14 protein-coding genes are annotated in these 17961 nt (G+C 59.9%); 7 read left to right on the top strand and 7 right to left on the bottom strand.

Annotation, left to right across the window (positions count from 1 at the left end):
• Positions 1-147 precede the first annotated feature (147 nt).
• The 4 genes from cobT (at position 148) to LG327_RS05155 (ending at position 4671) form a co-directional block, all read left to right on the top strand.
• Positions 148-1200 (top strand): nicotinate-nucleotide--dimethylbenzimidazole phosphoribosyltransferase, encoded by a 1053-nt coding sequence (gene cobT / locus LG327_RS05170; RefSeq protein WP_404366715.1) that lies wholly within the window; start codon positions 148-150, stop codon positions 1198-1200.
• Positions 1190-1804 (top strand): histidine phosphatase family protein, encoded by a 615-nt coding sequence (locus tag LG327_RS05165; protein WP_404366712.1) that lies wholly within the window; start codon positions 1190-1192, stop codon positions 1802-1804. The genes cobT and LG327_RS05165 overlap by 11 nt, the downstream gene beginning before the upstream one ends.
• A gap of 208 nt (positions 1805-2012) precedes the next feature.
• A complete protein-coding gene (locus tag LG327_RS05160) occupies positions 2013-3890 on the top strand; it encodes a putative nucleotidyltransferase substrate binding domain-containing protein (protein ID WP_404366709.1) in 1878 nt (625 codons plus the stop codon).
• Positions 3891-3930: 40 nt separating this feature from the next.
• A complete protein-coding gene (locus tag LG327_RS05155) occupies positions 3931-4671 on the top strand; it encodes a 3'-5' exonuclease (RefSeq protein WP_404366706.1) in 741 nt (246 codons plus the stop codon).
• Here the strand turns inward: LG327_RS05155 and LG327_RS05150 are convergent.
• The 6 genes from LG327_RS05150 to LG327_RS05125 form a co-directional block, all read right to left on the bottom strand.
• Positions 4668-6296, bottom strand: coding sequence for a histidine kinase N-terminal 7TM domain-containing protein (locus tag LG327_RS05150; protein WP_404366703.1), 1629 nt, complete (start codon positions 6294-6296; stop codon positions 4668-4670). The two genes, LG327_RS05155 and LG327_RS05150, sit on opposite strands and share 4 nt — an antisense overlap.
• 90 nt (positions 6297-6386) lie before the next feature.
• Positions 6387-6824, bottom strand: coding sequence for a hotdog fold thioesterase (locus LG327_RS05145; protein ID WP_404366700.1), 438 nt, complete (start codon positions 6822-6824; stop codon positions 6387-6389).
• Between the two features lie 51 nt (positions 6825-6875).
• On the bottom strand, positions 6876-8291 hold the full coding sequence (locus tag LG327_RS05140; RefSeq protein WP_404366698.1) for an aldehyde dehydrogenase family protein: 1416 nt from the start codon (positions 8289-8291) through the stop codon (positions 6876-6878).
• A 248-nt stretch (positions 8292-8539) separates the two neighbouring features.
• Positions 8540-9724, bottom strand: a complete 1185-nt coding sequence (locus tag LG327_RS05135) for an acetyl-CoA C-acyltransferase (protein ID WP_404366695.1) — start codon at positions 9722-9724, stop codon at positions 8540-8542.
• A 93-nt stretch (positions 9725-9817) separates the two neighbouring features.
• Entirely contained in the window at positions 9818-11914 is a 2097-nt protein-coding gene (locus LG327_RS05130) for a 3-hydroxyacyl-CoA dehydrogenase NAD-binding domain-containing protein (protein ID WP_404366693.1), read from the bottom strand.
• Between the two features lie 278 nt (positions 11915-12192).
• The gene (locus LG327_RS05125) at positions 12193-12999 is read right to left on the bottom strand and encodes an IclR family transcriptional regulator (RefSeq protein ID WP_404369236.1); all 807 of its coding nucleotides are present in this window, start codon (positions 12997-12999) and stop codon (positions 12193-12195) included.
• A gap of 297 nt (positions 13000-13296) precedes the next feature.
• On the opposite strand from LG327_RS05125, the gene LG327_RS05120 reads away from it, so the two are divergent.
• Positions 13297-14226, top strand: coding sequence for a 2-hydroxyacid dehydrogenase (locus LG327_RS05120; RefSeq protein ID WP_404366690.1), 930 nt, complete (start codon positions 13297-13299; stop codon positions 14224-14226).
• A 456-nt stretch (positions 14227-14682) separates the two neighbouring features.
• A complete protein-coding gene (locus tag LG327_RS05115; protein WP_404366687.1) occupies positions 14683-15849 on the top strand; it encodes an acyl-CoA dehydrogenase in 1167 nt (388 codons plus the stop codon).
• Here the strand turns inward: LG327_RS05115 and msrA are convergent.
• Positions 15842-17086 (bottom strand): peptide-methionine (S)-S-oxide reductase MsrA, encoded by a 1245-nt coding sequence (msrA, locus tag LG327_RS05110; protein ID WP_404366684.1) that lies wholly within the window; start codon positions 17084-17086, stop codon positions 15842-15844. The two genes, LG327_RS05115 and msrA, sit on opposite strands and share 8 nt — an antisense overlap.
• 276 nt (positions 17087-17362) lie before the next feature.
• Between msrA and LG327_RS05105 the strand changes: the two genes are divergently transcribed.
• Positions 17363-17953: a hypothetical protein gene (locus LG327_RS05105; protein WP_404366681.1), complete on the top strand. Its 591-nt coding sequence runs from the start codon at positions 17363-17365 to the stop codon at positions 17951-17953.
• Positions 17954-17961 lie beyond the last annotated feature (8 nt).

Genomic DNA, 17961 nt, shown 5'->3' with positions numbered 1-17961 from the left:
TCCGCTACCGGCCGCAGGTGCACATTCTGTTTGCGGGGCTCCCGAATGCAACCCCAGCGGGGTTCTGGGTGGTCAGTCAGTGTACTTGACAGCCCCCCGGGGTCGTTAGACCATCATCCGCTTCCCACCCTCCAATGAGTGCTCGCGATGACTGCGCCCAGTTGCTGGCAAGCCGCTATTCCCAGTCCCGATCCAGCCCGTATCAAAGCGGCCAGGTCCCGCCAGAACTCCCTGACCAAGCCTCGTGGCTCGCTTGGTCGTCTGGAGGCCGTGGCCATTGCGCTTTGTGGCCAGCAAAACACCGATCGGCCGGGCCTGGACCGTGTCCACATAGCGGTATTCGCTGCTGATCACGGAGTCTGCGCCGAAGGAATTTCAGCTTTCCCCCAGGAAGTGACGGGGCAGATGGTCGCCAATTTCGCTGCCGGCGGCGCAGCCATCAGTGTGCTTGCCCGAAGTCTTGGTGCCACGCTGGAGGTGGTCAATCTTGGCACTGTGTCGGCCCTGCAGCCACTGCCCGGCGTACTGGACCAGGCCATCGCGCCCGGCACCGCGAATCTTGCCATCCAGCCTGCCATGACCATCGGCCAGGTGGAGGCTGCCCTGACACGCGGCGATAAAGCAGCACAACGGGCGGCCGATGCCGGTGCCCAGCTATTCATTGGCGGCGACATGGGCATTGGCAACACCACCAGCGCTGCGGCTCTGGCGTGTGCCCTGCTGAAAGCCCCTGCCGGAGAACTTGCCGGGCCGGGCACCGGGCTGGACAGAGCCGGAGTCTCCCACAAGGCTGCGGTAATCCAGCGCGCCCTGGCTCGTCATGGCGATAATCCCGAGCCACTGGCAGCACTGGCATCCCTCGGCGGTTTTGAGATTGCAGCACTCGCAGGCGCATTCCTCGCCTGCGCGGCCAGACGCATTCCGGTTCTTGTGGACGGTTTCATCGTATCGGTTGCGGCCCTTGTAGCGGTGAGGCATAACCCCGACCTGCGGCCATGGCTGCACTTCGGCCACCTTTCCGGGGAGCCAGGCCATGCCAGTGTGCTCGCAGCCATGGAAGCCGAGCCCCTGCTGGACCTTGGCATGCACCTCGGCGAAGGGAGTGGCGCCGCGGTGGCCGTACCCCTGATGCGGGCTGCCTGCGAGTTGCACAACAGAATGGCCAGCTTTGCGGACGCGGGGGTGAGCGATGGCCGATGAGGTGAAAACCACCCTGGTTGACCTTATACGCCATGGGGAGCCGGAAGGCGGGCCCATGTTCAGGGGCGGCAAGGATGACCCGCTCAGTGAACTGGGCTGGCAGCAGATGAACGCCGCCATTGGCAAGGATGAAAAGTGGGACTGCATCCTGACGTCGCCGCTGCAGCGTTGCATCAGGTTCGCGGAAACCATGGGAGAGCGTTACGGAATCCCTGTTCACACTGATGACCGCCTGCGGGAAATCGGCTTTGGAGAATGGGAGGGTCTGACCGCGGAAGCTATTGCAGAGCGTTACGGGAAACGGCGGCTGGCCCTGTTCTGGGCCGACGCCAGCACCAATCCGCCTCCGGGCGGAGAGCCTTTCGCGGATTTCCAGAGCCGGGTGCAGACTGCATGGGACATGTGGACTGAACGCCTGGCCGGTCAGCGGGTGCTGCTGGTCTGCCATGGCGGAGTCGTCCGGGTAAGTCTGGCCCATGTGATGGGCATCAGCCGCGAACGTGTGCTCTCGGCGATGCTCGTGCCCTACGCCTGCCGCAGCCGGGTGAGGCTCGATCATTCCGAACACGGCACACTGTCCTGTCTGGTATCCCACGGACTTTGAGCGCGAGGCTGTTCACCTATCCGGAGTAAAAGGACAAGCGGGCAGTCAGATCCTGATTGCGCCAGCCAGGCTCCTCACAGAACCGCCAACTCAGCCGTGTCGTGGGAACCCGACATGGCTGCTACAGGGAATGCACTGCTACACTTGACGGCTGAACCGACCAATCACCGCCCGACCCGGGCCCACCTCAGGAACATCGGGATTATCCATGCAGGCTGAACTGATCGAGATCCGAAACCACCTGGCCCAGCACGAGCCTTTCGAGGACCTGCCTCCGGCAACCCTGGACAAAGTCGCCGCCAGGGTTGAGATCGCCTATTACCGGGCCGGCTCCACCATTACCGAGTTCGGCGAGCCAGCAACCGATCTCCATTATATTCGCAGCGGAGCTGTGGAAATTTTCCGGCGTTCCGGTGAGCTATACAATCGTCTCAGCGAAGGGGACATCTTCGGCCAATTGGGACTGATGATGGGCAGAAGCATACGTTTTCCCGCCAAGGCGATAGAAGACACGCTGCTTTACTGCATTCCGGCGGACCTTTTCGAGGAACTCTGGGAAACCGAAGAAACCTTCGCGGACTTCGTGGAGATTGAGGACCGCACCCGCCTGCGCTCGGCAGTGGAAAAAAGCGCCAGGGGCAGCGAGCTGATGACGGCCAAGGTAACCCGCCTGATTGCCCGACCGCTGGTGAGCGCTTCCGACGACATCCGCCTCCAGGAAGCAGCACGCATCATGACCGAAGAGCGGGTATCCGCCCTCCTGCTGATGGATGAATCCGGAGACCGTCCCCGTATGTCAGGCATCATCACCGACCGGGACTTTCGGACCCGCGCCGTCACCGAAGCCCTGCCTTCCGAGACCCCTGTCAGCGATGTCATGACAACGGAGCTCATCACTATCCGCTCCGAAGCCTTCATCTTCGAGGCCATGCTCACGATGCTGCACAACAACGTGCACCATCTGCCAGTGGTTCATAACGGCGAGCCGAGGGGCATCATCGGGCTGTCGGACATCATCCGGTATGAATCCCAGAGTTCCGTGTTCGTGGTCAGCAACATTCATCGCCAGACAGATGTTCAGGGACTCAAGGCCGTGAGCAAAGACGTGCGGGACAGCTTCGTTCGCATGGTCAACGAGGACGCCAACTCCAAAATGATCGGCAGTGCCATGGCCGGCATTGGCCGCAGCATCAGCCAGCGCCTGCTGGAGCTTGGAGAGGAAAAGCTGGGCCCCGCCCCTGTCCCCTACTGCTTCATGGCACTGGGGTCCATGGCCCGGGATGAACAGCTGGTTGTAACAGACCAGGACAACGCTCTGGTGCTGGACGACTCCTTCGACCCGGCTGTGCATGACGACTATTTCCAGGCGCTGGCCAAGTTCGTCAGCGATGGCCTGGCGGCCTGCGGCTACACCTACTGCACCGGCGATATCATGGCCACCAACATCAAGTGGCGCCAGCCTCTGAGGATCTGGAAGACCTATTTCATGGACTGGATACACAACCCCAAAGCGGAAAACCTGCTCAACAGCAATATCTTCTTCGATCTGGAAGGCATCCATGGCCGCCTGGCATTTACCGAAGAACTCAAGGAGCTTGTGGCGAGCGAGGCAATGAAGAGTCAGAGGTTCCTTGCCCTGATGGCCCGCAATGCCCTGAACCGGACCCCGCCGCTGGGCTTTTTCCGCACCTTCGTGATGGAGCAGGATGGCAAGCAGAATGACACTATCAACCTGAAACGCCGTGGCACAGGGCCCCTGTCGGATCTGATTCGCATCCACGCCCTTGCCTGTGGCTCCCGGGCCCAGAACTCCTTCGAGCGACTGCAGGCGGTGAAGGATGCCAAGCTACTGCCCGCCGGAAGTGTGGAGAACCTGCGGGACGCGCTGGAATTCATCGCCATTGTCCGGATCCGCCATCAGGCCGCCGCCATCGAGGCCGGGCAGGAGCCAAACAACAACGTACAGCCGGAAGAGCTGTCACCATTTGAGCGCCGCAACCTCAAGGATGCCTTCCAGATCCTCAGCAATGGCCAGAAATTCCTGCGATTCCGCTATCAGGCACCCACCGGCCGTCATCTGGCCTGAACCGCCAGCACCATTCAGCAACGGAGATACCAACCCAGCCATGACGGATTCGCAGAAACCCACCACAGCAGAGCCAGCCAACCCCCGCATGGCACCCTGGCCGGAGCGCATGCAGAAGCTGGCTCAAGAGGCTGTGAACCCGCAGCTGAAAAGCTTTTACGAGGCGGGCTGCGTTGATCCCAGCACCCCGGTGGCAGAGGTGCCCATGGTGGCACTGGACTTCGAGACCACCGGACTGGATCCCAATGAGCACTCCATTGTCAGCATCGGCCTGGTGCCCATGAATCTGCAGCGGATACACTGTCAGCAGGCGAAACACTGGATCGTGCGGCCACCTCTGCCACTGCAGCAGAAATCCATCACCATTCACGGCATAACCCACAGCGACATTGACCAGGCACCAGACCTGGCGGAAATTCTCGACGATCTGCTGGCGGCCCTGGCTGGGCGCGTAGTGGTGGTCCATCACCGGGGAATTGAGCGTCCCTTTCTCGACGTGGCGCTCAGATGGCGATTGCGGGAGGGCATCGAGTTTCCGGTGATCGACACCATGGCTATCGAAGCGGCAATCCACCCTCGCCGCCAGCCGGGCTGGTTTGACCGGATCCGGGGGAAGAGCCCGGTATCCATACGTCTGCCGGACTGTCGGGAGCGCTATGGCCTGCCTTACTATTCACCCCACCACGCCCTCAGCGACGCGCTGGCCTCGGCGGAACTGCTGCAGGCGCAGATCCAGTATCACTTCTCGGAAAAAACCCCGGTGGGGGAACTCTGGCATTAGCCGCCCACGGGCGGTTGCCGGAGGTCATTTTCACATACCGTGACGAGATTGCGACCGGCACGCTTCGCCCGGTAAAGGGCGGCGTCGGCACCCCGGAACAGGGTGTCCCGGCTCTCCCCGTGGATGGGGAAAGCAGCAATGCCTGCTGAGAAGGTGACCTGCTCCGGCCCTTCGGGCGCATAGTTCCGGCGCCTGAAGCATTCGAGCAGCTGGTCGATCCGCTTGCGGGCATTCTCCGGCGATGCCATCGGCAGGATAAGCAGGAACTCTTCACCGCCAAAACGACAGGCAATGTCCATATCCCGGCTCAGGAATCGCACGTCCTCGGCCAGATCCACCAGAATCCGGTCCCCCATATCATGTCCGTAGGTGTCGTTGATGCGCTTGAAATGGTCCAGGTCAATAAGACACAGAGACATTTCAGTGGCGTCACGGCTTGCCCTTGCCAGTTCCCTGCCCAGGGTGGATTCCAGCCAGCGGCGGTTGAACAGGCCGGTCAGTGGGTCACGAATCGACTCCTCCTTGAGGGCTTCCCGCAGCCGCTCATTCTGTTCCAGCTGATGCCTCAGGCTGGCTTCGACCCGTTTCAGCTCGCTGATGTCCCGGAATACATAGATATGTCCCCGCACATCGTCCCGGCGGTCCTTCAGATGGCTGTGCTGGACGCTCACCGTGTGGCTTTTCTCGCCCCCGCCAAGCGTGATCTGGCCTTCGCCGCCGCTGTCTTCTCGGCTGCCTCCACTGACCTCGCCGATCCCCTGGAATTGCTGATCACTGAATTCCATGCCAATCCTTAACTGTTGGCTGGCATCTGTGAACAGGCGTCTGGCAGCCGGATTGAAATCAATGAGGCGCTGGTGATTATCGGTAACCATGACAGCGTCTTTCATCAGTTCAACCACCTGGGAACGGGCCACCGGCATGAGGTTCAGAAAGCCCTCCCGACGAATGGTATAAAGCATCATCAGGGCCAGCACCAGGAAGCCAAATGGCGACAGATCCAGGAACTCATAGGGCTCGGGCAAAGCCCCGGTGACAGTCAGCAGGTTGGCGACCGCTGGCATCAGCGCGCCGATAAATAACAGTATCGCCTGGCGCCGATAGAGGGGGGAGGCGGCAAAGGCAAATATCAGCAGCAAGACCTCGGAACTCAGGACCAGAAGGTAGGAATAGGCAGTGTGAACCCAGAACACGGGTCCGCCTTCAAACCGTTCACTGGTTCCCGGGCTAAAACCACCCATGAACAGGCCATGTTGATGGTCAGTGGCTATGGTCGCCAGAATGATCACAGGGGGCGCCGCAAGAGCAGCAATAATGCCAGGGCCAATCCGCTGCCGATAGCCCGTGTACTGAAGGACAAACACAAGAAAGGCCGGAGGGATCACGATCACCCCGACGAACATGACTTTGAGCCAGAAAAGCGGGTCGGAAACCTGCACCAGTGCCAGCTGGGGCAAACGAACGCTCACCAGTTGCAGTGCATACGCCAGAGTCCACCAGCTCAGGCCCAGCATGAGCACGCCAATGGCCTTTGCGCCGGCGACATCCCTCCGGCTAAAGGCATAGGTGGCCATCAGGAGCGTCGCCAGGCAGCTTAGCAAAAATGCGAAAACAAACAGGATCACGAAGCCTGACCTGACACAGTTAGCATCCGCTAGGGGGGTTGGTATGTGTAATCATAGCAAACAGACCCGGACCGGGCCCTGAAATATCCCTCAGGAAGAAACGGATATGATCGCCATGGTGATCCGGGAAACGCACACCAGCCTGCCGTCTTCTGTTTCGATCCGGATCTCCCAGACCTGGGTGCTGCCGCCAATATGCAACGGCCGAGCGGTGCCCACCACCCAGCCTGAAGACACCGAGCGGATGTGGTTGGCATTGATTTCCAGCCCCACTCCCGCCTTGCCCGAACCTCGAATGCAGTGGTTGGCAGCATAGCTTCCGAGGGTTTCCGCCAGCACGACAGATGCGCCTCCATGGAGGATACCCGCCGGCTGGATGGTGCGCTGATCCACTGGCATGCGAGCCACAAGGCAGTCATCGCCGACCTCGAGAAGCTCGATTCCCATGGCCTCGACGGCGGTACCGCGGGCCCGCTCGCGCATTCCTTCCAGCGTTGGGGGGACTGTCCAGATACTCTTGCTGGTCATTTATCTGCCTTGTGATGTTCAGGTTAAGTCCGGATAGCGCCCGAACCCGGGTTATAGTTGCAGGGAGCGCACCTCAAGAAACTCCTCCAGCCCCCATTTGCCGAATTCGCGCCCTACCCCGGAATGGCCGAAGCCACCAAAAGGCGCCAGCGGATTGAAGGCTCCTCCATTGACGAACACCTGACCGGTGCGCAGTTTGCCCGCCACTTTTCTGGCCTTGCCATCATCGCCCGACCAGACCGCGCCGGAAAGGCCGTAGGCAGTTCCATTGGCGATACGAATGGCCTCTTCCTCGTCCCTGTAAGGAATGACGCAGAGCACTGGGCCGAAGATTTCCTCCTGGGCGATTTTGCTGTCCGGTTTGACGTTGCCAAACACGGTGGCTTTCACGAAATAGCCCTCGCTCAGGCCATCCGGTGCTTCCGGGCCACCGGTAACAAGTGTGGCGCCGTCATTGACACCAATGCGGATGAAATCCAGTACACGGTCCCGCTGTTCCGCCGATGCCAGGGGGCCCAGCCGCGTGGTTTCCTCCATTGGGTTGCCGGGCGTCATTTTCGCCACTGCCTCGGCCGCCAGCTGGCAGGCTTCATCGTGCCTGTCTTCAGGCACCAGCATGCGGGTAAGGGCAGTGCAGGTCTGGCCGGAATTGAGCAGGCAGTTGCTGACCGTGCCCTTCACCGCAGCCTTGAGATCGGCGTCCGGCAGGATCACCGAGGCGGATTTTCCGCCCATCTCCAGGGCATAACGTTTGAAATCGTCGGCGGCTGCATGGGCCACCAGATGGCCGGTACGGGTGGAGCCGGTAAAGGACACCATGCTCACATCGGGGTGCCTGATCAGGGCATCGCCAACCACCTGCCCCAGGCCGGAGACCAGATTGAAGCAGCCTGCCGGCAGATCGGTGCCATCGAGAATCTCCGCCAGGATATACGCGGTTGTGGGCGCAATTTCGCTGGGCTTGAGCACCACTGTGCAGCCGGCGGCCAGGGCGGGCACCACCTTCAGGATGACCTGGTGCAGAGGGTAGTTCCAGGGCGTGATACAGCCCACCACCCCTACCGGCGTGTACTGGACTTCCGAGTTGCCCACCTTTTCTGTAAAGGGGAAGCTGGGCAGCATCTCCAGGTAACTGGCAGTGATGGCTGCCGGCATGCCGGCCTGGATCTGCCTGGCCAGCTTCAGGGGCATGCCCACTTCCCGGCTTACGGCCTCGGCGATCTCCTCTGATCTTTCCTTGAGGCCGGCATGAAGCTGCTTCAGCACTTTCAGACGCTCGTCCATGGAGGATTCGGACCAGCTTTCGAAGGCCCTGTTGGCCGCCTCGATGGCACGATTCATCTCGTCGCGGGAAGCGGCCGGAACCTGGGCGAGAACTTCGCCGGTGGCCGCCTCATGGACCGGAAGGGTTTCGCCGCTCCATTCTTCCCACTGGCCATCAATGTAGAGTTTACTGATATTTTTCATGGCTTTGCTCCGATCGGTTCGGGGGCTGTCAGTCGAAAACAATGACGCCCCGTGCATTTTTGTCCGAGACATGTGTCTGCGTGCATGTTGGCATGTTCAGCGATCATCCCGCAGGCGGCGACCTTGATGGCGATTTCATTTCGCTTCGGAGCAGCGACGGTGACGGGTTTGCCCCATTCCCGGCAAATGACCGCTTTCGATTCCCTCGTCACCGTTTACTTTCTCCTGTTTTTTCAGGCCGTTGTGGCTCAGACCACCTCGAACAGGCCTGCCGCACCCTGGCCGCCGCCAATGCACATGGTGACAACCACATACCTGGCACCCCGGCGCTTGCCTTCGATGAGGATGTGGCCTGTCTGTCGTGAGCCGGTCACGCCGAAAGGATGACCAATGGAAATGGAGCCGCCGTTGACGTTGAGCTTGTCCATGGGGATGCGCAGTTTGTCGCGACAGTAGATCACCTGGGAGGCGAAGGCTTCGTTGAGCTCCCACAGGTCAATGTCATCCATCTTCAGGCCGGTGCGCTCAAGCAGGCGCGGGATGGCATAAACCGGACCAATGCCCATTTCATCGGGTTCGCAGCCTGCCACTGCGAAGCCACGGAAGATACCCATGGGTTCGATGTTGTTCTTCTCGGCGTAGGTCCCGTCCATCACCACACAGGCCGAGGCGCCGTCCGAGAGCTGACTGGCATTGCCGGCGGTGATGAAATGGTCCGGGCCCCGCACTGGCTGCAGGCCAGCGAGGCCTTCCAGGGTAGTGCCGGGGCGGTTGCACTCATCCTTTTCCAGGGTGACCTGCTTTTCGCTGACTTCGCCGGTTTCCTTGTCCTTGACTTTCATGACGGCGTCGAATGGCACGATCTCGTCGTCGAAATAGCCCGCTTCCTGCGCCCTGGCGGTGCGCTGCTGGCTGGTCAGGGCGTATTCGTCCTGGGCCTCACGGCTGATGTTGTAGCGGCGGGCGACGACGTCGGCAGTCTCGATCATGGAAAGATAGAGTTCGGGCTTGTGCTGCAGCAGCCAGTCGTTGGTGGCGTGGAACGAGTTGGCATGCTCGTTCTGCACCAGGGAAATGGACTCGACGCCACCGGCAACCATGACCGGCACCTTTTCGGAAAGGATGCGCTGGGCTGCCAGGCTGATGGCCTGAAGGCCCGAGCTGCAGAAGCGGTTTATGGTGAGCCCGGCGGTAGTTACCGGCATTCCGGCCCTGATAGCCGCCAGCCGGGCCACGTTCCGGCCCTGGGTGCCCTCCGGATAAGCGGTGCCCATGATGACATCTTCGATCACTTTGGGATCGACTCCGGCGCGCTCAACTGCCTGCTGGATGACATGGCCTGCAAGGTCGACGGCATGAGTGTTATTCAGTGACCCCCGGTAGGACTTGGCGAGGCCGGTACGGGCAGTTGATACAATGACTGCGTCAGACATGAGAGTTTCTCCTGTTTACACAATGGTTGCCGTTTACACAATGGTTGCCGTGGACAACTGATTTTTGGCCACGGAACCCACGGTCAAATGACTTCAGTTAAGGTCGCTGAACCGGCGCTTCTCGCTCACCAGCTTCTCCAGCAGCGCCGAGGGCTCCCACTGGTCGCCGCCGGAGGTGTCGCGGAAGCGTTTGATGCTTGCAAGGATGGTCTCCAGACCGACCTGATCGGCCCAGAACATCGGGCCGCCCCGGTAGGACGGGAAGCCATAACCGTGGATCCAGACGACATCGATGTCCAGAGCCCGGGAGGCAACGCGCTCATCCAGAATTTTGGCCCCCTCGTTGACCATCACGTAGAGGCAGCGCTCGAGGATTTCGTCGTTGCTGATGCTGCGGGGCCGAATCCCGTGCTCCATACGGAACTGCTCGATCAGAGCGTCTACTGCCGGGTCGGGGACAGGCTTTCGGCTGCCCTCTTCGTACCTGTACACGCCGGCCTGTGTTTTCTGGCCAAGGCGGCCCTCTTCCGCCAGCTTGTCCATCCAGTTGGGCGCGACCTGCTCTCCAGCCTTGCGGCGCTCCTGTCGAATGCGATAGCCGACATCGATGCCCGCCAGGTCTGACATGGCGAACTGGCCCATGGGGAAGCCGAAGTCGGTCAGCACCTTGTCGACCTGCTGGGGCGTGGCACCTTCGTTTACCAGAGCCGTCGCTTCCGCGCCCCGGCGGTGTAGCATGCGATTGCCCACGAAGCCGTAGCAGTTGCCCACCATAACGCCGACCTTGCCAATACGTTTGGCCACCTTCATGACCGTGGCCTGGACCTCGCTGGAGGTCTTGCTCCCACGTACGTTTTCCAGCAGCTTCATGACGTTGGCAGGGCTGAAAAAATGCATGCCCACCACGTCTTCCGGGCGGCTGGTGGCAGACGCGATCTCATCGATGTCCAGGGTGGAGGTGTTGGAGGCCAGAATGACGCCGGCCTTACAGACCCTGTCCAGCTCCCCGAAAATCTCCTTCTTGACGTCCATGTTCTCGAACACGGCCTCGATCACAAGATCCACGTCACTGAAATCATCATAGGAGAGGGTAGGACGGATCAGCGCCATGCGCTCTTCTACCTGCTGGCTCGTGATGCGGCCTTTTCTGGCGGTGCTTTCGTAGTTGCGGCGGATAAGGGCCAGGCCCTTGTCCAGCGCTTCCTGCTTCTGCTCCAGCAGAAATACCGGGATACCCACATTGGCAAAGTTCATGGCAATACCGCCACCCATGGTGCCGGCTCCGATGATCCCTGCGCTATCCACGCTCCGCACCGGGGTATCCCTGGGCAGGCCTGGCACTCTGGAGGCTTCCCGTTCGGCAAAAAACGCATGCACGAGGCCATCCCGCTGGGGGGATTTCATGCATTCCATGAACAGCTCGCGCTCACGCTTCACTCCTTCCTCAAAAGGCAGATCAGTGGCCGCCTGCACGGCGTCCACACACCTGAACGGTGCAAACAGGTTTGGCGATTTCTTCTCCAGGGTTGCGCGGAATTCATCGAACACATCGCTGCCTCTGTCCGCCCGGACCTTCTCCTCCATGTCCCGGACCCGGCGGGGCGGCTTCATCTGGGCGATGACGTCGCCTGCAATGACCACGCCAGCAGCACGTGCAGTGTCTTCACTTCTGACTTCATCCAGAATGCCTGCTTCCAGGGCTTCCTCTGCGGAAATGAAATTACCGGTAGTGATCATTTCCAGTGCCTTGCGGGCACCGGTGAGCCGCGGCAACCGCTGAGTGCCACCGGCACCGGGCAGCAGACCAAGCTTGACCTCGGGCAGGCCCACCTTCGCACCAGGTACGGCTACCCGGTAATGGCAACCCATGGCCAGCTCGAGTCCGCCACCCAGGGCGGTGCCATGAATGGCTGCCACGATGGGCTTGTCGCTGCTCTCATAGGCATTCACCACGGACGGTAGGCTGGGCTCCTGCATGGGTTTGCCGAATTCACGGATATCCGCGCCGGCGACGAATGTACGGCCTTCGCAAACCAGCAGGAGCGCCTTGGCTTCCTCATCCGCCTGACCCTGGCTGAGTGCGTCCAGCAGGCCGGACCGCACAGCGTGACTCAGCGCATTCACGGGCGGATAGTCGATGGTGATCACACCAATCGCGCCTTCCCGTTTATAGGTTACGACCTCAGACATAAATCCTCCTCGTTGCGGTCAATTTTTGATCCGGGAGCTGCATTCGTACAATGGAATGCAGTTTTGATGAGCAAAAAATCAGGGAAATCCAATAGAAAAAGTTCCGCGACATTTCAGTCAACACTTTTATCCAGTGTCTCGCACAACAGGACTTCCAGAAAAGACTTAATGCAGGATTGGTCCTGAGTGGCCAGCCAGCCGGGTTTTCAGCCAGGCACAAAAAACCGCAGGAATGGGCGTTCCTGTGGCTTCGCAGCTATAGCCGACACCGGAATGTCCTACACGCCGAGAGACTCGATATCGCTGCCAAGTATCGCCAGCTGATGGGCAATGGACTCCCGCAGCTCCTCCTCCGGGACCAGATAGGCTGGCGCGGCGCAGGTGAGCGCCATGACGGTGCCGTCCTGCAGTCGCACCGGTACTCCCGCAGAGTTGATGTTGCGGTCCCATTCCCTCAGGGACAGGCAGAACCCGTGGGCCTTGAAGTCTTCCATGGCCCGCTCCAGTCCTTCCTTTTTCTCCGGCCAGGCCTCGGGGCCATATTTTTCGGCCAGCGACTGGGTGAGAATCCTGCGGTCGTCATCATTAATGGCGCAGTAATAGGCGCGCCCTGCAGAAGTGGTGGCCATCGGGAGTTTGAGGCCGATTTCCGTCCGCAACAACGAGGCCTCCGGCGGTAGCCGGTTCTCGACGTAGATCATGTGCAGGCGGTCACGGCAGGTCAGCCCCACCGACATATTGGTGCGACGGGCGAATTCGTCCATGTAGGGTTTGGCCAGCTGACGCACTCTCAGGTTGGAAACATACGCGTACCCCAGTGCCAGGACTCCGGAACTCAGCTGGTATTTTTCCAGCAGTGGGTTGTAGCTGAGGTAGCCAAGTCTGGTCAGCGTATAGGTCATGCGCGAGATGGTCGGCTTCGGCAGTCCGGTCAACCGGGCAATGTCCTGATTGCCCAGAATTGCCGAACCCTGACTGAATGCCCTGAGCACATCCAGCCCGCGAGACAACGCTTCGACGAACTTGCGGTCCTTTTGCGGTTTCGCGGAGTCATCGTTGCCTGATGTCGTGGTCAGGTCCGGCATGGCGTCCAAACTATCAGTCATGGTTACCCTGGTATCCTCCGAAGCTCTGCGTCTGCAATCAACCGCTTGCGCTGTTCCGGGCCAGAATGGCTGTATTTTAGATTGGGGCGCGCCCACGAATACAAAGAAGCAAACAGAACCCGTGCCAGGCAGGAAACAGACCTGCTTTTTTGTTTCATTGCCGTTTGGAGCATGATGAACCTAAACACGTTTTCGCTGGCTTTGCGATTTGTTATTTTGCAATGCGAAACTAAATCGTTCAATAAAGAAGCTAATTTTTGTCAGAAGGACACCGCGATGAAGATCCTTTTTGTGGCCGGCGACCCCAAGCCCGAGCGCTGGACAGCCCTCATCAGAGCGCTTCTTCCAGAGGCAGAAGTGCTCGCATGGCATCCCGATTCACCTCCGGTCAATGCCGACTATGCCATTGTCTGGCAGCCGCCGGAGGCTCTGTTCGAGCAGGAGAAGAGCCTGAAGGCTGTGTTCAACCTTGGCGCAGGTATCGATGGTCTGCTGAAGGTGCGCAACCTCCCGGGGGACATTCCGGTGGTACGGCTGGAAGACGCCGGCATGTCGGTCCAGATGGCTGAATATGTGCTACATCAGCTGATTGACGCGAGCCGGGGCTTGGACATGTACCGTGTCCAGCAGCAGGATTCCCACTGGAAGATTCATCGCCCCATCAAGCGCGAGGAGTGGCCGGTGGGGGTCATGGGACTTGGCCATATCGGGAAGCGCGTAGCGCGCGCCCTGACCGGCCTGGAATATACGGTCAACGGCTGGGCCCGCAGCGCTCATGAGATCGCGGGAGTGAGAGCTTTCGCTGGCAACGAGAGATTTGGCGAATTCCTGGCCTCGACCCGGGTACTGGTCAATACCCTCCCTCTCACCGAGGCCACCCGTGGAATCATTAACCGCGATACCCTGAGCCGTCTGCAGCCGGACGCGGTGGTCATCAACGTTGGGAGAGGCGAGCATCTGGTCGACCAGGACCTGCTGGACGCACTGGATACCGGCCAGGTGATGCGCGCCTCCCTGGATGTCTTCAGCAGGGAACCGCTGCCGGAGGATCACCCTTTCTGGACACGGCCGGAAATCACCGTCACACCGCACATCTCAGCACGCACCCTCCGGGATGCGACCCTGGAACAGATTACCCGGAAGATCCGGGACCATGCGGCAGGAAGGGAGGTCAGCGGCATCATTGATATCGGACGCGGCTACTGAGACCTGCCACCATAGCCGGCCGCTTCTGGTCCACTGGTCGGACGCCATGACCAGAACCATAAGAGCACCAGCGGGACCGCAGCGCTGGCGCTGAACGGCAGTAACCGACTCCAGCTCAGCTGCGGCACTTCCCGGCTGACGATCGCTACCGCGACGCTTGAGGGGCAATGAACGGCACCAGGGCACAGCCGCGCAAGGTACTGGTCAGTACCCGCCAAGGCTGCTTGCATTTGGCAAGCCCCGGGATTAATCTTTGGAATTAAGGACATACAGAACTCCATTCCGCGTAACGGAACTATAGCGACATCTATAACAAGACAAGTTCGCTTTGCCTTTCCCGGTGCAGTCAGTTCCGGCCCGGTGACCGGCCTGGATACACGGCCGATGCTCTAACCGGTCGCACTGGCATGGAGGGCGGTAGTTATAGCCACTCTCATAAGATATCAGGAGACAATCATGGCTTCCGCATCCTGGGATGACCTGCTGCACTTTGACAAGCAACTGGACGAGACTGAACGCCAGGTTCGGGACAGCATCCGATCTTTCTGCGACCAGCGGCTGATGCCCGGCATCATTGAAGCCAACCGGCACGAGAAGTTCGATCGCAGCATCTTCACTGACATGGGCGAACTGGGCATGCTGGGCGCCACTCTGCCAGAAGAGTATGGCGGCCCCGGACTGAACCACGTGTGCTACGGCCTGATTGCCCGGGAAGTGGAGCGCGTGGATTCGGCCTATCGGTCCGCCCTCAGCGTGCAGTCCTCTCTGGTCATGCACCCGATCTTTTCCTACGGGCAGGAACCGCTGAAAAAACGCATTCTTCCAAAGCTGGCCTCTGGTGAAATGGTCGGCTGCTTCGGCCTGACCGAGCCCAACCACGGCTCCGACCCCGGCGGCATGGAAACCCGGGCGAAAAAGGTGGATGGCGGTTATCTGGTCAGCGGCTCCAAGACCTGGATTACCAATTCTCCCATCGCCGATGTGTTTGTGGTCTGGGGGAAACTGGAGGGGAAAGTCACCGGCTTCGTCATCGAGCGGGGCGCGAAAGGCCTGGATACTCCGAAAATTGAGGGCAAATTCTCCCTCCGGGCGTCGGAAACCGGGTCCATCTTCATGGACGAGATATTCGTGCCGGATGAGAACAGGCTGGACGTGGAGGGACTGAAAGGGCCGCTGAGCTGTTTGACCAAGGCCCGCTTCGGTATCAGCTGGGGCTCGCTGGGGGCGGCGGAGTTCTGCTGGCACGCCGCCCGCAATTACACCCTGGAGCGCAAGCAGTTCGGCCGGCCTCTGGCCGCCAACCAGCTGATCCAGAAAAAGCTGGTGGACATGCAGACGGAGATAACCCTCGGACTGCAGGCGGTGCTGCAGCTGGGCCGGCTAATGGATGAGGGTCTGGCCAGCCCGGACGCCGTGTCCCTGCTCAAGCGCAACAATTGCGGCAAGGCCCTGGATATCGCCCGGGTGTCCCGTGACATGCATGGCGGGAATGGCATCTCTGACGAATACCACGTGATCCGCCATGTGATGAACCTGGAAGCCGTCAATACCTATGAGGGCACTCACGACGTTCACGCCCTGATTCTCGGGCGCGGCCAGACCGGTATCCAGGCCTTCAGCTGATGGGATCGCCCACCTGATCAACGTATTCGCCGTAGCCCGCCTGTTCCAGGTCCTCCTTGGGGATGAATGTCAGCGCCGCCGAATTGATGCAGTGTCGCAGCCCGGTGGGGGGCGGGCCATCTTCAAACAGGTGGCCAAGGTGCGAATCCGCCACGGCGCTGCGCAGTTCCGTCCGTACGCCAAACCAGGAGCGGTCCTCCCGGGTGACGACCACGTCCTCGCCGATGGCGCGGATAAAGCTGGGCCAGCCGGTGTTGGACTTGTACTTGTCGCTGGAGGAATAAAGAGGCTCGCCGGACACGATGTCCACATACAGCCCCGGCCGCTTCTCATCCCAGTAGGGATTGTCATAGGCCCGCTCGGTGCCGTCTTCCTGGGTAACTTCGTACTGAAGAGGAGTCAGGTGTTTCCGGAGTTCTTCCTCGGAAGGCTTTTCAAACGAGACCGGGTCAAATCCCGTACCCGGCATGCCCCGGTCGGCCCATTCGGCGTCTGCACTGGCGGCGTCAGCGGATGAGACTGTTTCCTCTGCCGGCGAGCCATCCATCGAGGCTGCCGGGTCACGCCCTTCCGGATCGTACTTCGAATAGTCGACCTTCTGATCTTCACCCCAGACCCTGTCTATGAACTGATACCGGCCGGAGTTGAAGGTGTAGACGTTGTATCGAACCGGGCTTTTTTTGTAGTAATCCTGGTGGTAATCCTCCGCCGCATAAAAGGACTCGAAAGGCACTATCTCAATCACTACCGGATTATCGTAACGCCCGGATTCTTCCAGCGCCTTTTTTGACGCTTCCGCGATCTGTCTCTGTTTGTCATTGTGATAGAAGATCGCCGGACGGTACTGGCTGCCCCGGTCGACGAACTGGCCTTTGGCATCCGTGGGATTCATCATTCTCCAGAGAGCCTGAAGAAGACCTTCGTAGGTGATCTTTTCCGGGTCGTAGTACACCTGGACAGCCTCTGTATGGCCAGTTCTTCCAGCGGAAACCTGATCGTAGGTGGGGTTCTTTTCTTCCCCTCCGGCATAACCCGAAACCGCCTCTTCAATGCCGGGAACCTTCTCTTCAAACGCCGCTTCCACACACCAGAAACAGCCGCCAGCAAAGGTGGCCACTGCCAGTGACGGGTCGTCCGGCGCGTGTTTGCTGTTCCCGGAATCCGCAGTGGCACTGAGCTGAACGCCGATCAGCCCGGCCATCAGAATCAGTGCTGCTATTCCTACCTGTTTCATCATGACTGTTACCTCAAGTATGCGAAGCGGACATCCTTCATTCCTTGGAAGACTTATACGAATCCATCCGGCCCGGGAGATCAGTTAACCGTCAGACTGGTATACCGGGCGTACCCGTTACCGAAACACTGTCAGTATGATGGCCGACCCGGGGATTCGTTCCCGGAGATCCCGGTTAGCCGGGTTGCCGTGGCGCAGGGAGGACACTATCTTGAAAGCTCAGGCACTAAATCCAGGCTCGGCTGAGCCGCCCGTTTGAATATGCCAGGGAGCCCACAGATGAATATCATTCAACGACTTGGCCAGATCATGCTCTTCGGCATGCTGATGGTCGCCCTGCCTCTGCAGGCCGAGAAACTGACAGATCTCCAGATCGAATCTTTCATAGCCAGCATGGAGGAACTGCAGGAAAAAGAGGCCGATTTCGAGGCGGCCGCACCTGACATGGAAAACGGCGATCCGGCGAGCCTTCCCAGTATGGATACTCTGATTTCCGACAACATCAAGAGAATGAAGGGGCATGTGCTTTATGACCAGGTAGATACCATTGTTCAGCAGCACGGGTTTGAAGGCGTGGAACACTGGGGCAAGATGGGAGACAGGATACTGAACGCCTATGTGGCGGCGAACATGGGCGCGGAGAGCAGGGAGGTCCGGAACGAGATGGCCGAAACGCTCCGCGAGATTGAAAACAGTCCAGATCTCACCCCTCCCCAGAAAGAGCAGATGAAAAACATGCTCGGTGGTGCAGTATCCTCACTTGAACAGATGGTGACCGCGCCCCAGGAGGACATCGAGGCGATCAAGCCGCACATGGGTGCACTGCACCGGGTTCTGGAGACAGAAGAAAACGGAAAGAGAGGACAGTAGACAGCAGG

The organism is Marinobacter sp. (assembly GCF_044799475.1).
GTDB lineage: Bacteria > Pseudomonadota > Gammaproteobacteria > Pseudomonadales > Oleiphilaceae > Marinobacter.
This window is presented reverse-complemented; position numbering and strand designations above follow the sequence as displayed.